General features: G+C 71.6%; 13 protein-coding genes and 1 riboswitch. Of the genes, 5 read left to right on the top strand and 8 right to left on the bottom strand.

Going from position 1 to position 18,171, the window contains the following annotated elements:
- Positions 1–111 precede the first annotated feature (111 nt).
- A complete protein-coding gene (cobN, locus tag ACLJQE_RS40265; protein ID WP_410644916.1) occupies positions 112–3,675 on the bottom strand; it encodes a cobaltochelatase subunit CobN in 3,564 nt (1,187 codons plus the stop codon).
- A 49-nt stretch (positions 3,676–3,724) separates the two neighbouring features.
- Positions 3,725–3,796, bottom strand: a riboswitch (cobalamin riboswitch).
- Between the two features lie 91 nt (positions 3,797–3,887).
- On the opposite strand from cobN, the gene ACLJQE_RS40260 reads away from it, so the two are divergent.
- Positions 3,888–4,625: a hypothetical protein gene (locus tag ACLJQE_RS40260; RefSeq protein WP_410644914.1), complete on the top strand. Its 738-nt coding sequence runs from the start codon at positions 3,888–3,890 to the stop codon at positions 4,623–4,625.
- On the opposite strand, the gene ACLJQE_RS40255 is transcribed toward ACLJQE_RS40260, so the two are convergent.
- The 6 genes from ACLJQE_RS40255 to ACLJQE_RS40230 all read right to left on the bottom strand — a co-directional run bounded on the left by ACLJQE_RS40255 (position 4,603) and on the right by ACLJQE_RS40230 (position 11,375).
- On the bottom strand, positions 4,603–5,853 hold the full coding sequence (locus ACLJQE_RS40255) for an MFS transporter (protein WP_410644912.1): 1,251 nt from the start codon (positions 5,851–5,853) through the stop codon (positions 4,603–4,605). The two genes, ACLJQE_RS40260 and ACLJQE_RS40255, sit on opposite strands and share 23 nt — an antisense overlap.
- Before the next feature lie 331 nt (positions 5,854–6,184).
- Complete coding sequence (locus tag ACLJQE_RS40250) at positions 6,185–7,327, bottom strand: HesA/MoeB/ThiF family protein (RefSeq protein WP_410644910.1); 1,143 nt, start codon at positions 7,325–7,327, stop codon at positions 6,185–6,187.
- Positions 7,328–7,367: 40 nt separating this feature from the next.
- The gene (locus ACLJQE_RS40245) at positions 7,368–8,816 is read right to left on the bottom strand and encodes a M3 family metallopeptidase (protein WP_410644908.1); all 1,449 of its coding nucleotides are present in this window, start codon (positions 8,814–8,816) and stop codon (positions 7,368–7,370) included.
- Positions 8,817–9,364: 548 nt separating this feature from the next.
- Positions 9,365–9,598, bottom strand: a complete 234-nt coding sequence (locus ACLJQE_RS40240; protein ID WP_410614298.1) for a helix-turn-helix transcriptional regulator — start codon at positions 9,596–9,598, stop codon at positions 9,365–9,367.
- 2 nt (positions 9,599–9,600) lie between these two features.
- The gene (locus ACLJQE_RS40235; protein WP_410644906.1) at positions 9,601–10,452 is read right to left on the bottom strand and encodes an ABC transporter permease; all 852 of its coding nucleotides are present in this window, start codon (positions 10,450–10,452) and stop codon (positions 9,601–9,603) included.
- On the bottom strand, positions 10,449–11,375 hold the full coding sequence (locus ACLJQE_RS40230; protein WP_410644904.1) for an ABC transporter ATP-binding protein: 927 nt from the start codon (positions 11,373–11,375) through the stop codon (positions 10,449–10,451). The genes ACLJQE_RS40235 and ACLJQE_RS40230 overlap by 4 nt, the downstream gene beginning before the upstream one ends.
- A gap of 109 nt (positions 11,376–11,484) precedes the next feature.
- On the opposite strand from ACLJQE_RS40230, the gene ACLJQE_RS40225 reads away from it, so the two are divergent.
- Genes ACLJQE_RS40225 through ACLJQE_RS40210 form a run of 4 tightly spaced genes read left to right on the top strand, consistent with a single transcriptional unit; the run spans position 11,485 to position 14,984 of the window.
- Positions 11,485–11,799: a DUF6191 domain-containing protein gene (locus tag ACLJQE_RS40225; protein ID WP_410644902.1), complete on the top strand. Its 315-nt coding sequence runs from the start codon at positions 11,485–11,487 to the stop codon at positions 11,797–11,799.
- A gap of 4 nt (positions 11,800–11,803) precedes the next feature.
- Positions 11,804–12,877, top strand: a complete 1,074-nt coding sequence (locus tag ACLJQE_RS40220; protein ID WP_410644900.1) for a precorrin-3B synthase — start codon at positions 11,804–11,806, stop codon at positions 12,875–12,877.
- A complete protein-coding gene (locus ACLJQE_RS40215; protein ID WP_410644898.1) occupies positions 12,874–13,497 on the top strand; it encodes a precorrin-8X methylmutase in 624 nt (207 codons plus the stop codon). Before ACLJQE_RS40220 ends, ACLJQE_RS40215 begins: the two co-directional genes overlap by 4 nt.
- Positions 13,494–14,984 (top strand): precorrin-2 C(20)-methyltransferase, encoded by a 1,491-nt coding sequence (locus tag ACLJQE_RS40210; RefSeq protein WP_410644896.1) that lies wholly within the window; start codon positions 13,494–13,496, stop codon positions 14,982–14,984. The genes ACLJQE_RS40215 and ACLJQE_RS40210 overlap by 4 nt, the downstream gene beginning before the upstream one ends.
- Before the next feature lie 90 nt (positions 14,985–15,074).
- Here ACLJQE_RS40210 and ACLJQE_RS40205 read toward each other — a convergent pair whose 3' ends face one another.
- Positions 15,075–18,167 (bottom strand): arabinosyltransferase domain-containing protein, encoded by a 3,093-nt coding sequence (locus tag ACLJQE_RS40205; RefSeq protein WP_410644894.1) that lies wholly within the window; start codon positions 18,165–18,167, stop codon positions 15,075–15,077.
- Positions 18,168–18,171: the final 4 nt, after the last annotated feature.

The following is an 18,171-nucleotide window of genomic DNA, read 5'->3' as shown; positions in this document are numbered from 1 at the left end:
GCGTTTCCCGGGCGTTTCCGCTCAGCATTGCGGTGCGGATGTGGACAACTGCCGAACGGTCGCGCATTCCCGCGTGGTGACGGAAAGCCGGCGCGGTTGCGACCCGCAGGCTCACTCCGACTCGAGGTCGCCTTCCAGCGACAGGTACACCTCGCGCATCTTCTCCAGCAGTGCCGGATCCGGCTCCGCCCACAGCCCGCGGTCGGCCGCCTCGTTCAGGCGCTCCACGATCCCGCGCAACGCCCACGGGTTCGCCTGGCGCAGGAACTCCTGGTTCACCTCGTCCAGCACGTACGACTCGGTCAGCTTCTCGTACATCCAGTCGCCGACGACGCCCGCCGTGGCGTCGAAGCCGAACAGGTAGTCCACTGTGGCCGCCAGCTCGAACGCGCCCTTGTAGCCGTGACGGCGCATCGCCGCCAGCCACCTCGGGTTGACCACCCGCGCCCGGAACACCCGGGCCGTCTCTTCACCCAGCGTGCGCGTGCGGACCGCGTCCGGCGAGGTGCTGTCGCCCACATAGGACGCCGGCGCCGCGCCCGTCAGCGCGCGGACCGTCGCGATCATCCCGCCGTGGTACTGGAAGTAGTCGTCCGAGTCCGCGATGTCGTGCTCGCGCGTGTCGGTGTTCTTCGCCGCCACCACGATGCGCTTGTACGAGCTTTCCATGTCCTCGCGTGCCGGACGGCCGTCCAGATCGCGGCCGTACGCGAAGCCGCCCCACACCGCGTACACCTCGGCGAGGTCCTTGTCGTCACGCCAGTTCCCGCTGTCCATCAGGGGCAGCAACCCGGCGCCGTACGCACCCGGCTTCGACCCGAAGATCCGGGTCGTCGCGCGCCGGGCGTCACCGTGCGAAGCCAGGTCCGCCGAGACGTGCGCGCGGACGAAGTTCTCCGACGGGGGTTCGTCCAACCCGGCCACCAGCCGCACCGCGTCGTCCATGAGCGCGATCACGTGCGGGAAGGCGTCGCGGAAGAAGCCGCTGATCCGGACCGTGACGTCGATCCGGGGCCGGCCCAGTTCCTCGAGCGGGATCGCCTCGATACCCGTGACGCGCCGCGAAGCCTCGTCCCACACCGGCTGGACGCCCAGCAGCGCCAGCACTTCCGCCGCGTCGTCGCCGGACGTCCGCATCGCCGACGTGCCCCACACCGACAGCCCGACCGACTTCGGCCAGTCGCCGGTGTCCTCGCGGTAGCGGCGCAGCAGCGAGTCCGCCAGTGCCTGCCCGGTCTCCCAGGCGAGCCGGCTCGGGATCGCCTTCGGGTCGACGGTGTAGAAGTTCCGTCCGGTCGGCAGCACGTTGATCAGCCCGCGCAGCGGCGAACCGCTCGGGCCGGCCGGGATGTACCCGCCGTCGAGCGCGTGCAGCACGGCGTCGAGTTCGCCGGAGGTGCCCGCCAGCCGCGGGACGATCTCCTCCGCCGCGAACGAAAGCACCTTCGCCACCTGCTCGTCCGGGGCGACCGACGCGACCGCGGTCGCGTCCCAGCCCCGCATTTCCATCGTCCGGACGAGTTCGTGGGCCGTCTTCTCCACCGCGTCCACTTCGGACATCGGCGCGTTTTCCTTGAGCCCCAGTGCGGAGCGCAGACCCGGGATCGCGCCCTGTTTGCCGCCCCACATCTGGGACGCGCGCAGCATCGCCAGCACGAGGTTGACGCGGGCCTCGCCGACCGGCGCCGCGCCCAGGATGTGCAGGCCGTCGCGGATCTGGGCGTCCTTGACCTCGCACAGCCAGCCGTCGATGTGCAGCAGGAAGTCGTCGAACTCCGCGTCGTGCGGCCGTTCCTCGACGCCGAGGTCGTGGTCCAGCTTCGCGGCCTGGATCAGCGTCCAGATCTGCTGGCGCACGGCCGGCAGCTTGGCCGGGTCCATCGCGGCGATGTTCGCGTGCTCGTCGAGCAGCTGCTCCAGCCGCGCCATGTCGCCGTAGGACTCCGCGCGCGCCATCGGCGGGATCAGGTGGTCGACGATCGTCGCGTGCGCCCGCCGCTTCGCCTGCGCGCCTTCGCCGGGGTCGTTGATGAGGAACGGGTAGACCAGCGGCAGGTTCCCGAGTACGGCGTCCGGCGCGCACGACGCCGAGAGCCCGGCCGTCTTGCCCGGCAGCCACTCCAGCGAGCCGTGCTTGCCGAGGTGGACGACGGCGTGCGCGCCGAACTCCTCCTCCAGCCACCGGTACGCGGCCAGGTAGTGGTGGCTCGGCGGCAGGTCCGGGTTGTGGTAGATCGCGACCGGGTTCTCGCCGAACCCGCGGGGCGGCTGGATCATGATGATCACGTTGCCGCTCTGCAGGGACGCCAGCACGATGTCGCCGTTGTCCACGTACAGCTCGCCGGGTGCCGGGCCCCAGTGCTCCTCGACCCCCGCACGCAGCTCCGCGGGGAGCGCGTCGAACCACTGCCGGTAGCGCGCCGCCGGGACGCGGATCGGGTTCCCGGCCAGCTGTTCCTCGGTCAGCCACTCCGGGTCCTGGCCGCCGGCGGCGATCAGCGCGTGGATGAGCGCGTCGCCGTCGGGCTGGTCGGTGCCGGTCGGGTCGACGCCCGGGAACGCGTCCGGCCCCAGGTCGTAGCCCTGCGCGCGCATCCGCCGCAGCAGTTCGACCGCCGACGCCGGCGTGTCCAGCCCGACCGCGTTGCCGACGCGAGAGTGCTTCGTCGGGTACGCGGACAGCATCAGCGCGATGCGACGTTCCGACGCGGGTGTGTACCGCAGCCGGGCGTGTGCCAGCGCAATGCGCGCCACGCGGGACGCGCGCTCGGCGTCGGGCACGTACCTGGGGAGGCCGTCTTCGTCGAGCTCCTTGAACGAGAACGGCACCGTGATCAGCCGTCCGTCGAACTCCGGCACGGCCATCTGGTTGCCGGCGTCGAGCGGCGAGAGGCCGTCGTCGTTGGCCGCCCACGTCTCGCGGTCGCTGGTCAGGCACAGCGCCTGCAGGATCGGGACGTCGAGCGCGGCCATCTCGGCGACGTCCCAGGCCTCGTCGTCGCCCCCGGCGCCCGCTTCGGACGGCCGGGTGCCGCCGGCCGCCAGCACCGTGACCAGCAGCGCGTCGACCTTGCCCAGCTCGGCCATCATCTCCGGGTCGCGCGTACGCAGCGAAGCACAGTAAACCGGCAACGCGCGCCCGCCCGCGGCCTCGATCTCGTCGGCGAGCGCGTGCACGAAGGCCGTGTTCCCGGACAGGTGGTGCGCGCGGTAATAGAGGATCCCGATGACGGGACCGTCGGCTCGCGAAGGCCGTTCGAGGATGCCCCAGGTGGGCTGCTCCGCGGGCGGCTCGAAGCCGTCGCCGGTGAGCAGCAGCGTGTCGGAGAGGAACCGGTGCAGCTGGGTGAGGTTGTCCGGGCCGCCCTGCGCGAGGTAGGCGTGGGCCTCGGCGGCGATGCCGGCGGGGACGGTCGAAAGCTTCATCAGCTCGGCGTCCGGCGTCTGCTCCCCGCCCAGGACGACGACGTGCGCGCCCGAGGCCCGCAGCGTGTCGAGGCCGTCCTGCCAGCTCCGCGGCGTGCCCAGGATGCGGGCGACCACGATGCGCACGCCTTCGAGCAGCTCCGGCAGCTCGGCGACATCGAGGCGGGCGGGGTTGCCGAGCCGGTACTCGGGGCCGGCCGAACGGGCGCTGAGCAGGTCGGTGTCCGAAGTGGACAGAAGCAGGATCACGAGGTTCCTCCTCGGGGTCCGCGCCCCGGGTAGACGGGCGCGCCGGCCGGAGTTCCTGGCTCCCGGAGATGCCTCTCCGGTCACAGTGGCGGGACCGCCCCGGGCTTCCACCGGGTTCCTCCACCTGCCGACGCGTGGGTAACGCACCCACTCTCCGGTGCCGGTCGTGGCGCGTCAAGGTGACGTTGACCGGCGCTCGGTAACCTGGTGGCTTGGAATCCCTTCTCCGGAGCTTCACCGCCGCGCAGTCGACCCGGCAGCCGTACCGCCATCCCACGGCGGCCGAACTCGGAACCGCCGAAACCGGCTTCGCCGCGTTCCTCGACCGTGCCCCCCACCACCTCGCCGACCTGGGCTTTTCCGTGGCCGATGACTCCCTGGTCGTCCAGGAGCCCGGCACCGAACGCGCCTGGGGGCTCTACGCGATCGACCGGTCCGCGCCGCCGTCACTGGTCGTCGAGGTGCCGCACGCCTCGTCCGACCTGCGGACCGACCTGATCGGCCTGGCGCTCTTCCGGCAGGTGCCCGGCGCGGTGCTGGCCGTCGCGGGCGCGCACCGCCGCCGGGAGGACCCGGCGCACGACACCCGGACCGTCTTCCACGTCGTCACCACGCTGCTGGCCCGCCGCGGCCTGCCCCAGGTCCAGCTGCACGGCTTCAAGGACCGGACGCTGCCCGCGGCCGACGTCGTCCTCTCGGGCGGGGCGACGGAAGCGGGCGACGCGGCCCGCCGGGCAGCGGACCGCCTGGAAGCCGCCGGGTTCCGCGTCCGCCGGGCCTGGGCCGAACCCTGCCGCGGCCTGGCCGGGACGACGAACGTCCAGGGCCGGGCCGCCGACGGGACGCCGTTCCTGCACGTGGAGCTCAACCGGACGATTCGCGAGACCCGTCGCGACGACGTCGTCCACGCGCTGGCCGGGGCCGATCTCATGATTGCGCGGGCTCACTGACCGTCGTCCCGGCCCTCGAGCGCACCAGGGAAGTCCGCGAACCGGCGAAGCCGACCAGGAACCGCAGCGCGGCGCCGGCCAGGATCACCAGGTACATGTCGTGCAGCGCGTCTTCGGCCGCACCGGCCACGAGGGCCGCGAGCGGGATGCTGGAAAAGGCGAGCATGCGCGTCGCGGCGACCACCCGTCCCAGCATCGCCTTGGGCACGATCCGCTGGCGCAGGGTGAACCACGAGACGACGTTCATCGAGCCGAGGGCGAAGACCACGGCCGACACGACGCTCACGCCCACGACGTCCCGGAAGACGACGAGCAGCCCGGTGAGCAGCCCGGCGGCCATCGTCGAACAGACGATCGTGCGCCCGTTGCCGAGCCGCCGGATGACCGCGGGCGCGACCAGCGCGCCGCCGAGCGCGCCGACCCCCTGCGCGGCGAACACCACGCCGACCAGCGCCGAGGACAGGCTCAGGTAGGTGGACAGGTAGTACACCAGGTTGGCTTGGATCAGCCAGATGCCGAAGTTGGTGCCGGTGAACAGCAGGCTCCCGATCAGCAGGAGCCGGTTCTCCCGGACGATGTAGCGGAGCGCTTCGGCGAGGTCGCCGGCGAACCCGGCCCGCTCGGCCGGTGCGGTTTCGGCGATCTCCCTGCCCTGCTTCAGGAACAGCAGGACGAGTGCGCTGCCCGCGAACGAGGCGGCGTCGATGTAGATCGCCGTGCTGTAGCCGAACACCGCGACGAGGCCGCCCGCGAGCACCGGGCCCGCCAGGCTGATGATCTGGTCGCTCGACTGCATCAGCGAGTTCGCCCGGTCCAGTTCCGAGTCGGCCACGATCGAGGGCAGCAGGCCCTGGAAGGCCGGGTGGTAGACCGGCTCGACGCACGCCAGCAGGAACGCCAGCACGTAGATGGCCGGCAGGGCCGATGAGCCGGCCGAGACCAGGATCGCCAGCGCCAGCGCGATCACCCCGGCGGCGACGTCCCCGCCGATCAGCAGCCGCTTCCGGTCGAACCGGTCCGCCCAGACCCCGCCGGGCAGCGACAGGAGAAGGAAGGGGCCGTACTCCAGCGCGTAGAGGGCCGCGGTCTGCAGTGCCGAACCGGTGAGGTGCAGGACCAGCAGGGGCAGGGTCAGCCGGTAGATCCAGGTACCCGCGTTCGAGACGACATAGGCGGTGAGGAGCAGCCAGTATCGCTTGCCCAGCGGCGAGCGGGGAGAAGAAGTCACAGGCGGATACCTCGTGAGGTGGAGGTGGTCGGTCCGGTGGATCAGGGTAGAGCGCCGAGACCGCGTCCACGCCGAACCGGGCGGCGGCACGCGTGCCGCCGCCCGGCGTGCTTGCTACCTTGGGTTCCGCAGCCGTACTCCGCCGGATCTGTGGTAGGACGCGACGGAAGACGGCCCGGTCCGCTGGTGGGCGGCCGTCCGGCCGTCCATCAGCGGTTCCATCGGCGGACTCAGCCTTCGACGGCGCCCGAGGCGATGCTGGTCTTGCGGATGCGGACGGTCACGGTCATGGCTGTTCACCTCCTCACATTGGTCGGAGACAGGGGAAAACTCAGCCGCCCGAAGCGGCGGTGGAGTGGTCCGGGGCGGGCACGGCCGGTGCGCTGCAGACCGGGCAGTCGGGCAGCCGCTCCCAGGTTTCGTGCACGCTGGTTTCGTAGTCGTCGAAGCGGACCTGCACCAGCTTGCCCGCGGCCACCGGCGGCGCGATCCCGGTCAGCAGCCGCACGGCTTCGCCCAGCAGCAGCCCGGTCGTCATGGTCACCAGCGGGACGAACGCGGCGTTGTCCCCGCCGATCTGCCGTTCCCGCTTCTCCGCGAGCAACGCCGCGGACACGTCGTCGGTGCGGAACACCCCCAGCCGCCAGCACTCGATGCAGCCGGTCACACCGGGGATCATGGTGAAGTAGACCAGCCGCTGGGTGTCCAGGCCGCCGGTCACCAGCGGGACGTTCGCGCGTACGCAGGCCTCGTTGACCCAGTGGTTGATCTCCATCTTCGGCCGGTCCGCGACCGAGATCACCAGGTCGCTGCCGTCGACGGCGGCCAGCACGTCCTCGGTCGAGCCGAGCCGCCGCGGGATCTTCTCGATCTCCATCCGCGGGTTGAACGCCTGGATCCGCTCGACCGCGAGGTCGATCTTCGGCTGCCCGATGTCGCCGTCGCGGTAGAGCACCTGGCGGTTGAGGTTCGACAGCTCGACCCGGTCGAACTCGACCACGCGCACGTGTCCGATGCCGAGGGCGGCCAGGTCCTGCAGCAGGTGGCAGCCCAGCCCGCCCAGCCCGAGCAGCGTGACGCGCGCGTCCAGCAGCCGCCGTTGCTTGCGGAACTTGTTGTCGGCCAGCCTGCTGTAGGAACCGAAGAAGTTGATGTTGCGGGCCCACCGGCCCAGCTCGTACTCGTCGAGCAGGCCTTCGGCCGAGGCGCCTTCGTCGAGCAGGAAGCCGGCCTCGTCGAACTGTTCGATCGCGGCGGCGACCTCTTCGGCGGTGACGTGCGGGAAGCCGGCCGCGAGGTCGCGGTGGACCTGCTCGATCGTGCGGGTGCCGTCGAGCAGCTCGAACAGCCGCCTGATGGCACCGTCCGCGTCGGGGATCTCGGCCACCTGCCCGTACCCGCCGACGTACAACGTGCCGTCGACCGGGAAGACCGGCGTCATGTGCTTGAGCTTCGGCAGGATCTGCTCGTCCATCTTCAACCCCTGTCCCTGGTCCTTGCGGCTGTCCCGGCGTTCACGAAACGGTGGCGGCGAACTCCTCCACCTGGGCCTCGAGCGTGGCCAGCCCGCTCTGCCAGCTGTCCGGCTCGGCCGGCCGGAAGCCGAGCGGAGCGAGCAGGTCGGCGGGCGAGCCGCCGCCTCCGGCGCGCAGCAGTTTTTCGAAGCGCGCACCGAAACCGGGTTCGTCCGACCGCGCCAGCAGCGAGGTCGCCACGAGCTGCCCGAACGCGTAGGCGTAGCGGGTGCCCGGCGCGAAGTACAGGTTGTCGAGATAGCTCCACCAGAGGCGGTACCCGGGCGTGAGCGACACGGCCGGGCCGTACAGCGCGCCCTGTGCGGAAAGCCAGCGGTCGCCGAGTGCGTCGGCGTCCGGTGGCTCGCCCGCCGCCACCGCCCGGTGGACCGCGGCCTCGAACTCGTGCACCGAAAGCTGGCGGAACGCCGTGACCAGCTGGTCCTCCAGCCACCGGGCGAGCAGGCCCGGCCGCGCGGCCGGGCCGGCCTGGCGCAGCCAGTGGCGCATGGTGATCGCCTCGGCGAACAGCGCGACCGTCTCGGCGAGCACGGTGGGCGGTGAGAAGCTCAGCACCCCGAGACGCCCCGACAACGCGGTGTGCACGGCGTGGCCGAGCTCGTGCGCCAGCGTGAGCACGTCCCGCCGGGTGCCGGTGAAGGTGAGCAGCACGCAGGAGTGCCCGCCGGGGGCGCTGAAGGTCAGCGCACCGCGGCGTTTCCCCTTGGCCGGGGCCGCGTCCACCGCGCCGCGCTTGATCAGGTCCGTCGCGGCGGCGGACACCGCCGGGCCGAGCGCGGCGAACGCGCCGAGCACGACGTCCACCGCTTCCGGCCAGGTCAGCTCGTCGGGGGAAGCGCCGACCGGGGCGTACCGGTCGGCATCGGTCAGCGGGTGTCCGAGCAGCGCGGCCTTGGCCGTGTAGTACCGGTGCACGAGCTCGCGCCGGGCGTCCACCGCGTCGAGCAGCGCGGACACCTCGTCGCCGGTGAGCTGGTTGCCGGCGTTCTCCTCGCTCAGCCAGTCGGCCTGCCCGCACGATCGCTGCCTGGCCAGCCGTGCCCGCGTCAGCTCGGTCAGCGCCGAGGCTCGCAGGTCCACCTCCGGGGCCAGCGCGGCGGAGATGGCCGCACAGCGCCGGTTCCGCCGTCCACGATCGGCCTGGTAGAGCACGGGCAGTGCGGCACCGAGCCCCAGCCGCGTCCCGTCCTCGACGACCGTGATGCGGTCCAGCAGCAGCCGGGCGTGGCGTTCCCAGCTCGCGACCGGGTCCAGCCGCGCGAGCACGGCCGCCACCTCGCCGGACGGGCTGTTCGCGGCGGCCGCGCGGACCTGCCGCAGATGGTTGCGGTAGGGGGCGAGAACCGGACTGGCGAGCAGTTCGACGGCTGCCTTGTCAGGAATTTCCCCGAATTCACGTTCGAGGAACTCCGCCTTCGTGGCCGCCATTTCCCAAACTTCTTCGCATCGATCGAGAAGCTTCCTGGCTCCTTCGTCGTCGGAGTCGGCCGCGAGCCTTGCCTCCGCGTAAACCGTGCCCTGCTGCAAGGGCGTGAAGAATTCTTCGTAGGCTCGCAACGCCTGTGCCAGATCGGTTTCCGTCAGTGCGGACACCCGGCCCCGAAACCTTTCGGCGAACGCGACGAGCCGTTCCGGAAGGGGATCGAGGTGCCGTTCCAGTTCCTGCTCGGCTACCCCGAAGAAGGCGGACGACCAGCGTGGCGGCGCCACGAAACGATCGTTGTTCCCAGCCACGGCCTGATATCCCCTCAGTGCGTGTCGAACCCCGGAGAACCCGACAACCCACCTTGTTACTTCTTGGCGGTGTAAGTCAAGAGATCGTTTCAGGTCAACCCGTTCGGAGGTCCGCCGTTGCTGCGTTCGTCGCATCTGGGGGTGGTGAACCGTGGTTCCGTGCAATGCGAAAGCCGTCGTTACCCCGGTGGCCGTTCGTTTTCCGGGCATGATCGGATTCGCGCACGGCGATCCGGCGCTTGCTAGGCGGAGCGCTCTCCGAGGCGGGGGAAGGGTTTCGTGGAGAACAGCACTTCCACCGACACCTCGAAGAACTCCGCGATCCGCAGGGCCAGGTACAGCGAAGGGCTGTACTCGCCGCGTTCCAGGTAGCCGATCGTCTGGTAGTGCACCCCGAGGGCGTCCGCCAGCTGCCGCCGCGAGATCGACCGTTCCGCGCGCAGCATCGCGATCCGGTTGTAGACGGTCTCACTCATGGCTACCCCACACGCTGCATTGCCTTCTCCCGTCGTTCGGCCACCGACGAGCCCGCTTCGCGTCGCGCCATGCGGCGGAGCAGGACCGGCGCCAGGAGCAATCCGATCACGGACCACGCGACGAGCACCGCCAGGGTCGGCAGCGGCCGCCAGGACTGGCCGATTTCGACGACGACCGCGCTGTCCGGCAGCAGCGCCGAGCGCATCCCGAGCCCGAGCCAGTACATCGGGAACACCTGCGCGACGTCCTGCAGCCACCCCGGCAGGGCCGTGATCGGGTAGAAGATCCCCGAGATCGCGCCCAGGCCCATCACCGGCAGCACGATCAGGCCCGTGGAGCGCGCGCTGCCGGCCAGCGAACCCAGGGCCGCGCCGATCGGCATGGTCGCGAGCAGCCCGATCGCCAGCACCCAGGTGAGGTGCAGGTACGACCGGACGCCGTCGGGCGCCAGCCCGGAGAACACGAACAGGCAGGGGACCAGCACCGTCACCAGGGACGTGATCTGGACGAGCGCCAGCATCGTCGTCTTCCCGACCAGGTAGCCGAGCATCCCGTGCGGGGTCGCCTTCGCGCGCAGCAGGGTGCCGTCCTCGCGGTCGACGGCCAGGTAGCCGGCCGCGCCGGTCAGGCCGTTGAACACGATGCCGGCGCCGAGCACGCTCGGCACGGTCGCGGCGCCCAGCGAGAACGATGTGCCGGGCAGAGTTGCGTTCCGCATGAAGAAGAACGTGCCGAGCAAGAGCGCCACGAAGATGAGCTGGGTGACCGCGTCCTCGAGATTGGTCCACGTCTGCTTGAACTCGATCCAGCCGCGGGCCAGCCCGGAGCGCAGTGCCGCGGTCTTGGCGTTCATCGCGCACCCGCTTCCTGGAGACCGAGCTCCGTCTCGCCGCCGGCTTCCGCGCGGTGGACCAGCGTCATGTAGGTGTCCTCCAGCGACGCCCGCCGGACCTCGAGGTCCGCGACGGCTTCGCCGTGCTGCTTGAACAGGTCGTACACGTACTTCGTCGCTTCGGTCGTCGAGTGCACGAAGCGCTGCCCGCCGACGCTCCAGCGGACCTCGGCCTCGCCGGAGATCTGCCTGCTGAGCTGGTCGGCCGAGCCGTCGGCGATGATCCGGCCGCCGTTGAGGATGAGGATCCGGTCGGCCAGCTTCTCGGCCTCGTCGAGGTCGTGCGTGGTCAGCAGGATCGTCGTGTCGAGCTCGTCGGACAGGCGGTGCACCAGGTCGTGGAACTCGCGCCGGGCCTCGGGGTCGAAGCCTGCGGTCGGTTCGTCGAGGAACAGCAGCTCGGGCCGCCCGACGATGCCGATGGCGACGTCGAGCCGCCGCCGCTGACCGCCGGAGAGCTGCTTGAGCTTCTTGTGCGCGTGTTCGGTGAGCCCGACGGTCGCGATCAGCTCGTCGGCGTCCCACGGCCGCGGGTGCGACGCCGTCGAGTACGGCGCGTAGTAGCGGCCGAGGTGCGCGAGCAGCTCGCGGACGCGCCACTTCCCGTGGTCCCGCCAGGACTGGAGCACGACCCCCAGCCGCGCCCGCCAGTCCTCGCCGCCGTGCGCCGGGTCGGTGCCCAGCACGCTCACCTCGCCGGCCGACCGCATGCGGAAGCCCTCGAGGATCTCGATCGTCGTCGTCTTGCCCGCGCCGTTCGGCCCCAGCAGGCCGACGACTTCGCCGCGGTACGCCTCGAAGTCGACGCCGTGGAGCACGTCGTTGGTGCCGTACCGCATCCGCAGCCCACGCACGTGGACGACGGGATCGGCGGGATCTCTCATCGTGGTCACCCCCAGCTGACTGATGCGATCGAATGTAGCACACCTACTACATTCGATGAGAGTTCTGCTGCCCCGGGAACTTGACCCGCGGTCATCCGGTTCGCCGGGCATGGGAACTTGGCTGGGACTGGCCCTTCCGGGTGGCGTGGTGATCCTGCTGGTCATGGCCGCGATCGAACTGCGGCCGCGCAAGAACGGCTCGCGCTTCAAGGCACGGTTGTCCGCCACCTACATCGAGGAGACCACCGCGTTCCTCTACGGGACCAAGCGGCGTGAGCTGGAACACCGGGAAACGATGTCGATGCTCGTCGAGCAGGACGCCGAAGGCGCGCCACCCTGGCGTGACGTGGACCTGGACGCCGGAACCGCCCGGATCCGGCCGCGTTCGGGCCCGCCGGAGAGCCGGAACCGCCAGCTACAGTGACCCCATGCCGACCTCAGCACGTGTGCGAGCTGACGCGTGCCCCGGTGTTTTCGCACCCCACGACGCCGCCGACGGACCGTTGGCCCGCGTACGGCTGCCCGGCGGCACGATTTCCGCAGTACAGCTGCGCGCGCTGGCCGACGCGGCCGAAGGGTGCGGCGACGGCGACCTCCACCTCACTTCGCGCGGCAACATCCAGCTTCGCGGCGTCAGCCGGCCCGGCCTGGCGGCCCGGCTGACCGACGCGGGCCTGCTGCCGTCGCCGTCGCACGAGCGGGTCCGCAACGTCCTCGCGTCGCCGCTGAGCGGGCTGCGCGGCGGCGTCGCCGACGTCCGCGGCCTGGCGGCTTCGCTGGATTCCGTGCTGTGTTCGACGCCGGAGCTGGCGGCGCTGCCCGGACGGTTCCTCTTCGCCTTCGACGACGGACGCGGGGACGTCGCCGGCGAAGGCGCCGACGTCTGCTGGCGAGCTCTCGATGCCGGCACCGGGACGCTGCTGCTCGCCGGCGGCGACACCGGACGGCGGGTCGCGCGCGCCGACGCCGTCACGGCGCTCGCCGAAGTCGCGCTGGAGTTCGGCCGGGTGCGCGGGACCGCCTGGCGCGTCGCCGAACTCGACGACCCGGCTTGGCGCGGCACGCCGGTGCCACGGATCGCGTTCTCCGTGCCGGCGGGGCTGATTCCCCGGGACGGTGGCTTCGCGGCCGGCGTCGTGCCGCGCTTCGGGCAGCTGTCGGCCGCGCGGGCGCGGGCGCTGGCGGAGTTCGGCCCGGCGCTGGTCACGCCGTGGAAGTCCGTGGTACTGCCGGACGTGCCCGCCGACGTCTTCGAACGGCTGGGGTTCGGCGGCGCCGCCTTGGGGACCACCGCGTGCATCGGCCGTCCGGGCTGCGCGAAGTCGCGCGCCGACGTCCGGGCCGACGCGGTGTTCCGGCCGGGCCTGCGTGCGCACTTCTCGGGCTGCGAACGGCGGTGCGGGAAGCCGTCGCAGTCCCATGTGGACGTTGTCGCCGAAGCGGGGGGCTACCGCATCGACGGCCGGTGGGTGCCGCTCGACGAGATGGAAGGGAACCTGTGATCGACTACCTGCGGGACGGTGCCGAGATCTACCGGCACTCGTTCGCCACGATCCGCGAGGAGGCGGACCTGGCGATCCTGCCCGACGACGTGGCCGGGCTGGCGGTCCGGATGATCCACGCCTGCGGCATGGTCGATCTGGTCGACGACCTGCGCTACACGCTCGACGTCGTCGAGTCCGGCCGGGCCGCGCTGGAAGCCGGCGCGCCGATCCTGTGCGACGCGCAGATGATCGCCAGCGGGGTCACCCGCCGCCGCCTGCCCGCGGCCAACGAAGTGCTCTGCACGCTGTCGGACCCTTCTGTGCCCGGTCTGGCCGAGCGGATGGGCACCACGCGCTCGGCGGCGGCGCTGGAACTGTGGCGCGACAAGCTGCCCGGCTCGGTCGTGGCGATCGGCAACGCGCCGACGGCGTTGTTCCGCCTGCTGGAGATCCTCGACGAAGGCGTCGGCGCGCCCGCGGCGATCATCGGCGTCCCGGTCGGTTTCGTCGGCGCGGTGGAGTCCAAAGTGGAGCTGGCCAAGCGTGCACCGGCACCGTACCTGGTGGTGCACGGGCGGCGCGGCGGCAGCGCGATGGCCGTCGCGGTGATCAACGCACTCGCGAGCGCCGAAGAATGACCGGCACGCTGTACGGCGTCGGGCTCGGCCCCGGCGACCCGGAACTGATGACGGTCAAGGCGGCGCGCCTGATTTCGGAAGCTTCGGTGATCGCGTACCACTGCGCGCGGCACGGCCGGAGCATCGCGCGGTCGGTCGCCGAACCGTACCTGCGCGAGGGGCAGATCGAAGAGAAGCTCGTCTACCCGGTCACGACCGAGACGACCGACCACCCGGGCGGCTACGAAGGCGCCATCGCCGACTTCTACGAGCTGAGCGCGAAGCGGCTGGCCGAGCACCTCGACGCGGGCCGCGACGTCGTCCTGCTCTGCGAGGGCGACCCGTTCTTCTACGGCTCGTACATGTACATGCACGAACGGCTTTCCGGCCGCTTCGAGGCGGTGGTCGTCCCGGGCGTGACGTCGGTGAGCGCGGCGTCGTCGGTCTTCGGCCGTCCGCTGGTGCAGCGCGACGAGGTGCTGACGGTGCTTCCGGGGACGCTCCCGGCCCCGGAACTGGCCCGCCGCCTGGCGGACACCGACGCCGCGGCGGTGTTGAAGCTGGGCCGGACGTTCTCGTCCGTGCGTGAGGCGTTCGCGGAGGCGGGCAAGCTGGACGACGCCGTCTACGTCGAGCGCGCGACGTGGGGGCAGCAGCGGATCGAGCCCCTGGCTTCGGTGGATCCTTCGACGGTGCCGTACTTTTCGCTGGCGTTGCTGCCTTCGCCGGCGTACGCGTCCCGGACTTCGCCTGCTCCCGCGGCTCCTGCTGTCCCGGCTCCAGGTGGCGAGGTCGTCGTCGTGGGTCTCGGCCCGGCGGGCCCGGAGTGGCTGACCCCCGAAGCGGCGGCGGAGCTTTCGGCCGCGGAGCACGTCGTCGGGTACGGGCCGTACGTCGCGCGGGTGCCGCAGAAGGCGGGCCAGCAGCGGCACGCATCGGGCAACCGCGTCGAGGCGGACCGGGCGCGCGAGGCGTTGACCCTGGCTGCGGGCGGTGCCCGCGTGGCGGTGGTGTCCTCGGGCGACCCGGGGGTGTTCGCGATGGCGTCGGCGGTGCTGGAGCAGGTCGCCGCGGGCCACGGCACCGGCGTGCGCGTCCGGATCGTCCCGGGCGTGACGGCGGCACAGGCGGCCGCGTCCCGGGTGGGCGCCCCGCTGGGCCACGACTACTGCGTGCTGTCGCTGTCCGACCGGCTGAAGCCGTGGGAGATCATCGAGAAGCGCCTCGACGCGGCGGGCGCGGCTGACCTGGTGCTGGCGCTGTACAACCCGGCTTCGCGTACGCGGACGACCCAGCTGGCCGACGCCCGCTCGGTCCTGCTTCGCCACCGCGCGCCCGCCACGCCGGTCGTGGTCGCCCGCGACGTGGGCGGCCCGGAGGAGGACATCCGGATCACGACACTGGGCGAACTGGACCCGTCCACAGTGGACATGCGCTGCCTGCTGATCGTGGGTTCGTCCAAGACCCGCGTCGACGACGGCCTCGTCTGGACACCCCGCAGTTACTAGCGCCCCAAGGTGGCCTTGGTTGCATTCAACGCACCCAATGTGGCCTTCGGTGCGTTCAACGCACCGAAGGCCACATTGGGGCGCTTGGGGTCAGCGGGTCGGGTCCTTGCCGTTCGGCTGGCGCGGTCCCGGTCCCGGCGACCACCAGCCCGGCACCGTCTTCTCGCCGTGGATCACCGTCGGCGCGATGCCCTCGGTGAACGGCTCGATCTGCAGCAGCTGGCCCCACGACTGGCTCGGCTGGCCGATCAGGTAGCTCGGCACCTCCGGCTCCTCGGCCAGCTCCTCCAGCCAGCCGATCGGGCCGCCGGTGGTCGAGGACGCCCACTGGGCCTCGTCCGCCAGGCCGCCCGCCGTGATGCGGTAGTCCGGCACCTGCGAGATCCCGTCGTGCGAGGTCACCGGCTGGACGCACGGGTACACGAACGACGCCGGCCAGTCCACGTACACCGGCTTCGAGCCGATCCGGTCCGTCAACGTCGTGAACGTCGGCACGCGCGGGGCCGAGGCCGCGATCCAGCCGTCCTCCGTCAGGTCGTTGTCGACGATGTTGATGCGGACCGCGTTCGTCTCCGGCGGGAGGTCGCGCAGGTTGATGCGGGTGTCGTTCCAGCCGTTGGTGCCCGCGCCCGGCGGCAGCATGAACTGGCTGCGCAGCACCTTCACGCCGTCCGGGGTGTTGACGCCGTAGTCGAGGCTGACCGACGTCGGCCGCCGGGCCGCGCCCGCCGTCGCCACCACGATCTGGCCGTCCGCCGGCTTCTCCGTCAGGGCGTACCAGTCGCTGCGCAGCCGCCCGGCGCGCGTCTCCGGGTCGAGGAAGCTCGACCACATCGGCACCTTGTCCGGGGTGAACCCGTGCGGCGGCTCGGCCAGGGGGTCCTTGTCGTCGACCGGGCGGGTGTGGAAGCCGGTCTGGACGCGCCCGTTGTCCTGGTCGGGGTTCGGCAGCGGCGACTCGGGTTCCTTGGGCTTTTCCGCGACGGTGCGCTGCTCGGGCTGCGCGTGCAGGATGCTCGTCGCCGCGTCGCGCTCGACCATCACGTGGTCGGAGAGGTTGCAGCTCTTGCCGAACACGTGCCCGATGTTCGCCGCGCCCAGGCTGTAGCTGCCGGCCTGGTTGTGGATCGCCCACGCCATCGTGACGAACTCGCCCGCCGCGACCAGGCCGCAGACCACCACCAGCGACAGCGACCCGAGCCGCAGCGCGCGCAGCCGGCCTTCCTGTGGTTGCGCGGGCAGGCCCGGCCGGTGCGCGCGGACGTTCTCGACGAACGCGTAGATCCCCGCGATCGCCGCCGCGACCAGCAGGATCGTGGACAGGCCGATGCCGCCGATCGACGGCGCCACGTTCGTCCACTGGACGCCGAGGCGCGAGACGAACCAGTAGGTGTTCGGCCCGGTCGCGGCCAGCGCGGCGACCACCAGCAGCCCGGACAGGAAGGCCGCGCGGTTGCGTTTGGACCGCAGGACCGTCGAGCTGGTCGCGAGTGCGGTCAGCGCCGCCATCGACGCGCCGACCGCGGCGAACGCGCCGAAGTGGTGCGTCCACTTCGTCGGCGTCAGGGCCAGCAGCAGGAAGAACAACGCCGTCGTGCCGATCAGCCGGCGCGCGGGGCCGAGCGAGGCGCCGGGGATGCGGCCGCGGCGCAGCAGCATCACCAGGCAGGTGCCGGTGCACAGCAGCACCAGCAGCACCGGGAACCGGCGCGGCGCCGAGCCGTCCGGCAGGCTCTCGAACAGCAGCTGGTAGCGCGCGAGTTCCTGGAACCACGACAGGTTCGGGCCGACCTGGGTGCGGATCCGGGTCGCCTCCTGGACGGTCGCGAACGTCTGGTCGGCGAACACCACGACCAGCACCAGCAGCCCGGCCGCGGCGATCGGCGCGAGCACCGGGATCCAGCCGTTCTCGTTCGCGCGCTGGCGGATCAGCTTGCACAGCGGACGCGCGGCGACCAGGAACGGCGCCACCGCGATCAGCCCGGTCGGCGTCGCGGCCAGGGTGAACCCGGCCGCCGTCAGGCCGAGGCACAGCGGCAGCAGCCGCCGCGTCACCAGCGCGCGCTCCACCGCGCAGATCGCGAGCAGCGAGCCGAGCGCGGCCACCGGTTCCGGGCGGACGCCGTTGTTGTAGGGCATCCACCAGATCAGGAACACCGTCGCGGCGGCCCAGCTGGCCGGGCGGCTGGTGCGGATCTGGGTGCCCAGCCGCGGCATCACCTCGCGGCTGATCAGCAGCCAGCTGAGCACGCCGAGCAGGAACGACGGCAGCCGGATCCACGGCGGCACCGTGCTGACGTGCGTCATCAGCTCGAAGACGTGGTAGAACCAGCCGAACGGCGCCTCGGCCACGCCGAACCAGCGGTGGTAGTTCGTCAGGTAGCCGGTCGCCTCGGTGACCCGGGCCATGGTGAGGATGTAGCCGTCGTCCGAGGTCACCGGCCCGATGAAGACCCACGCGCCGAGCGCGGCGATCACCGTGGCGTCCCGCAGCGTCAGCCGCCACCAGCCGACCGGCGCCCAGCGCGGGGCGCGGCGCGCGAAGCCGGAGTCGCGGCGCCAGACCGCGATCAGGCAGCCGATCAGCGACAGCACGGCGACCGCGCCGACGACGATCTTCAGCGCGGTCGGCGACGTCTGGTACCGCGTGTCCGGCACCACCGAGACGTGCAGGCCGGCAATCGGGTCCTTGCTCGAGTTGATCGAGGAGTAGATGCCGATGACGCGGGGGCGGACGTCGCCGTTCGCGTGGAAGATCGGCGTCCCGGCGACGGCGAGGGTCATCTGCGTCGCGTCGACGTCCAGCTCGACGTCGCACTTTTCGGCGGGCAGCGGCTGCTGGGCGATCTGCTGGCCCTGGCTCGAGGCGAGCAGCACGCCGTTGTCGATGCGCAGCTGCAGGCCGACGCCGTTGCCGGCCTTCGGGTCGGTGCGGCCGTCCGGCACGGTGGCGAGCAGCAGGCCGGGGCCGTTCGTGCGGGCGTCGACCGAGCGGATGGCCGCGCACGGCAGCTCGGCCCGCAGGTCCTGGGCCCAGTACCCGGTCAAGGGCGCGTTGACGGAGCGGGTGTCGCTGCCGGTCGGCCAGACGACCTCCGCCGTGTCCTGCACCACCGGCAGGAAGGGGAAAGCCAGCGCGCACAAGGCCGAGAGCAACCCCAGCGCTACGGCAATCAGACGCATCGGC

The organism is Amycolatopsis sp. lyj-346 (assembly GCF_046548975.1).
In the GTDB taxonomy this organism is placed as follows: Bacteria; Actinomycetota; Actinomycetes; order Mycobacteriales; family Pseudonocardiaceae; genus Amycolatopsis.
This window is presented reverse-complemented; position numbering and strand designations above follow the sequence as displayed.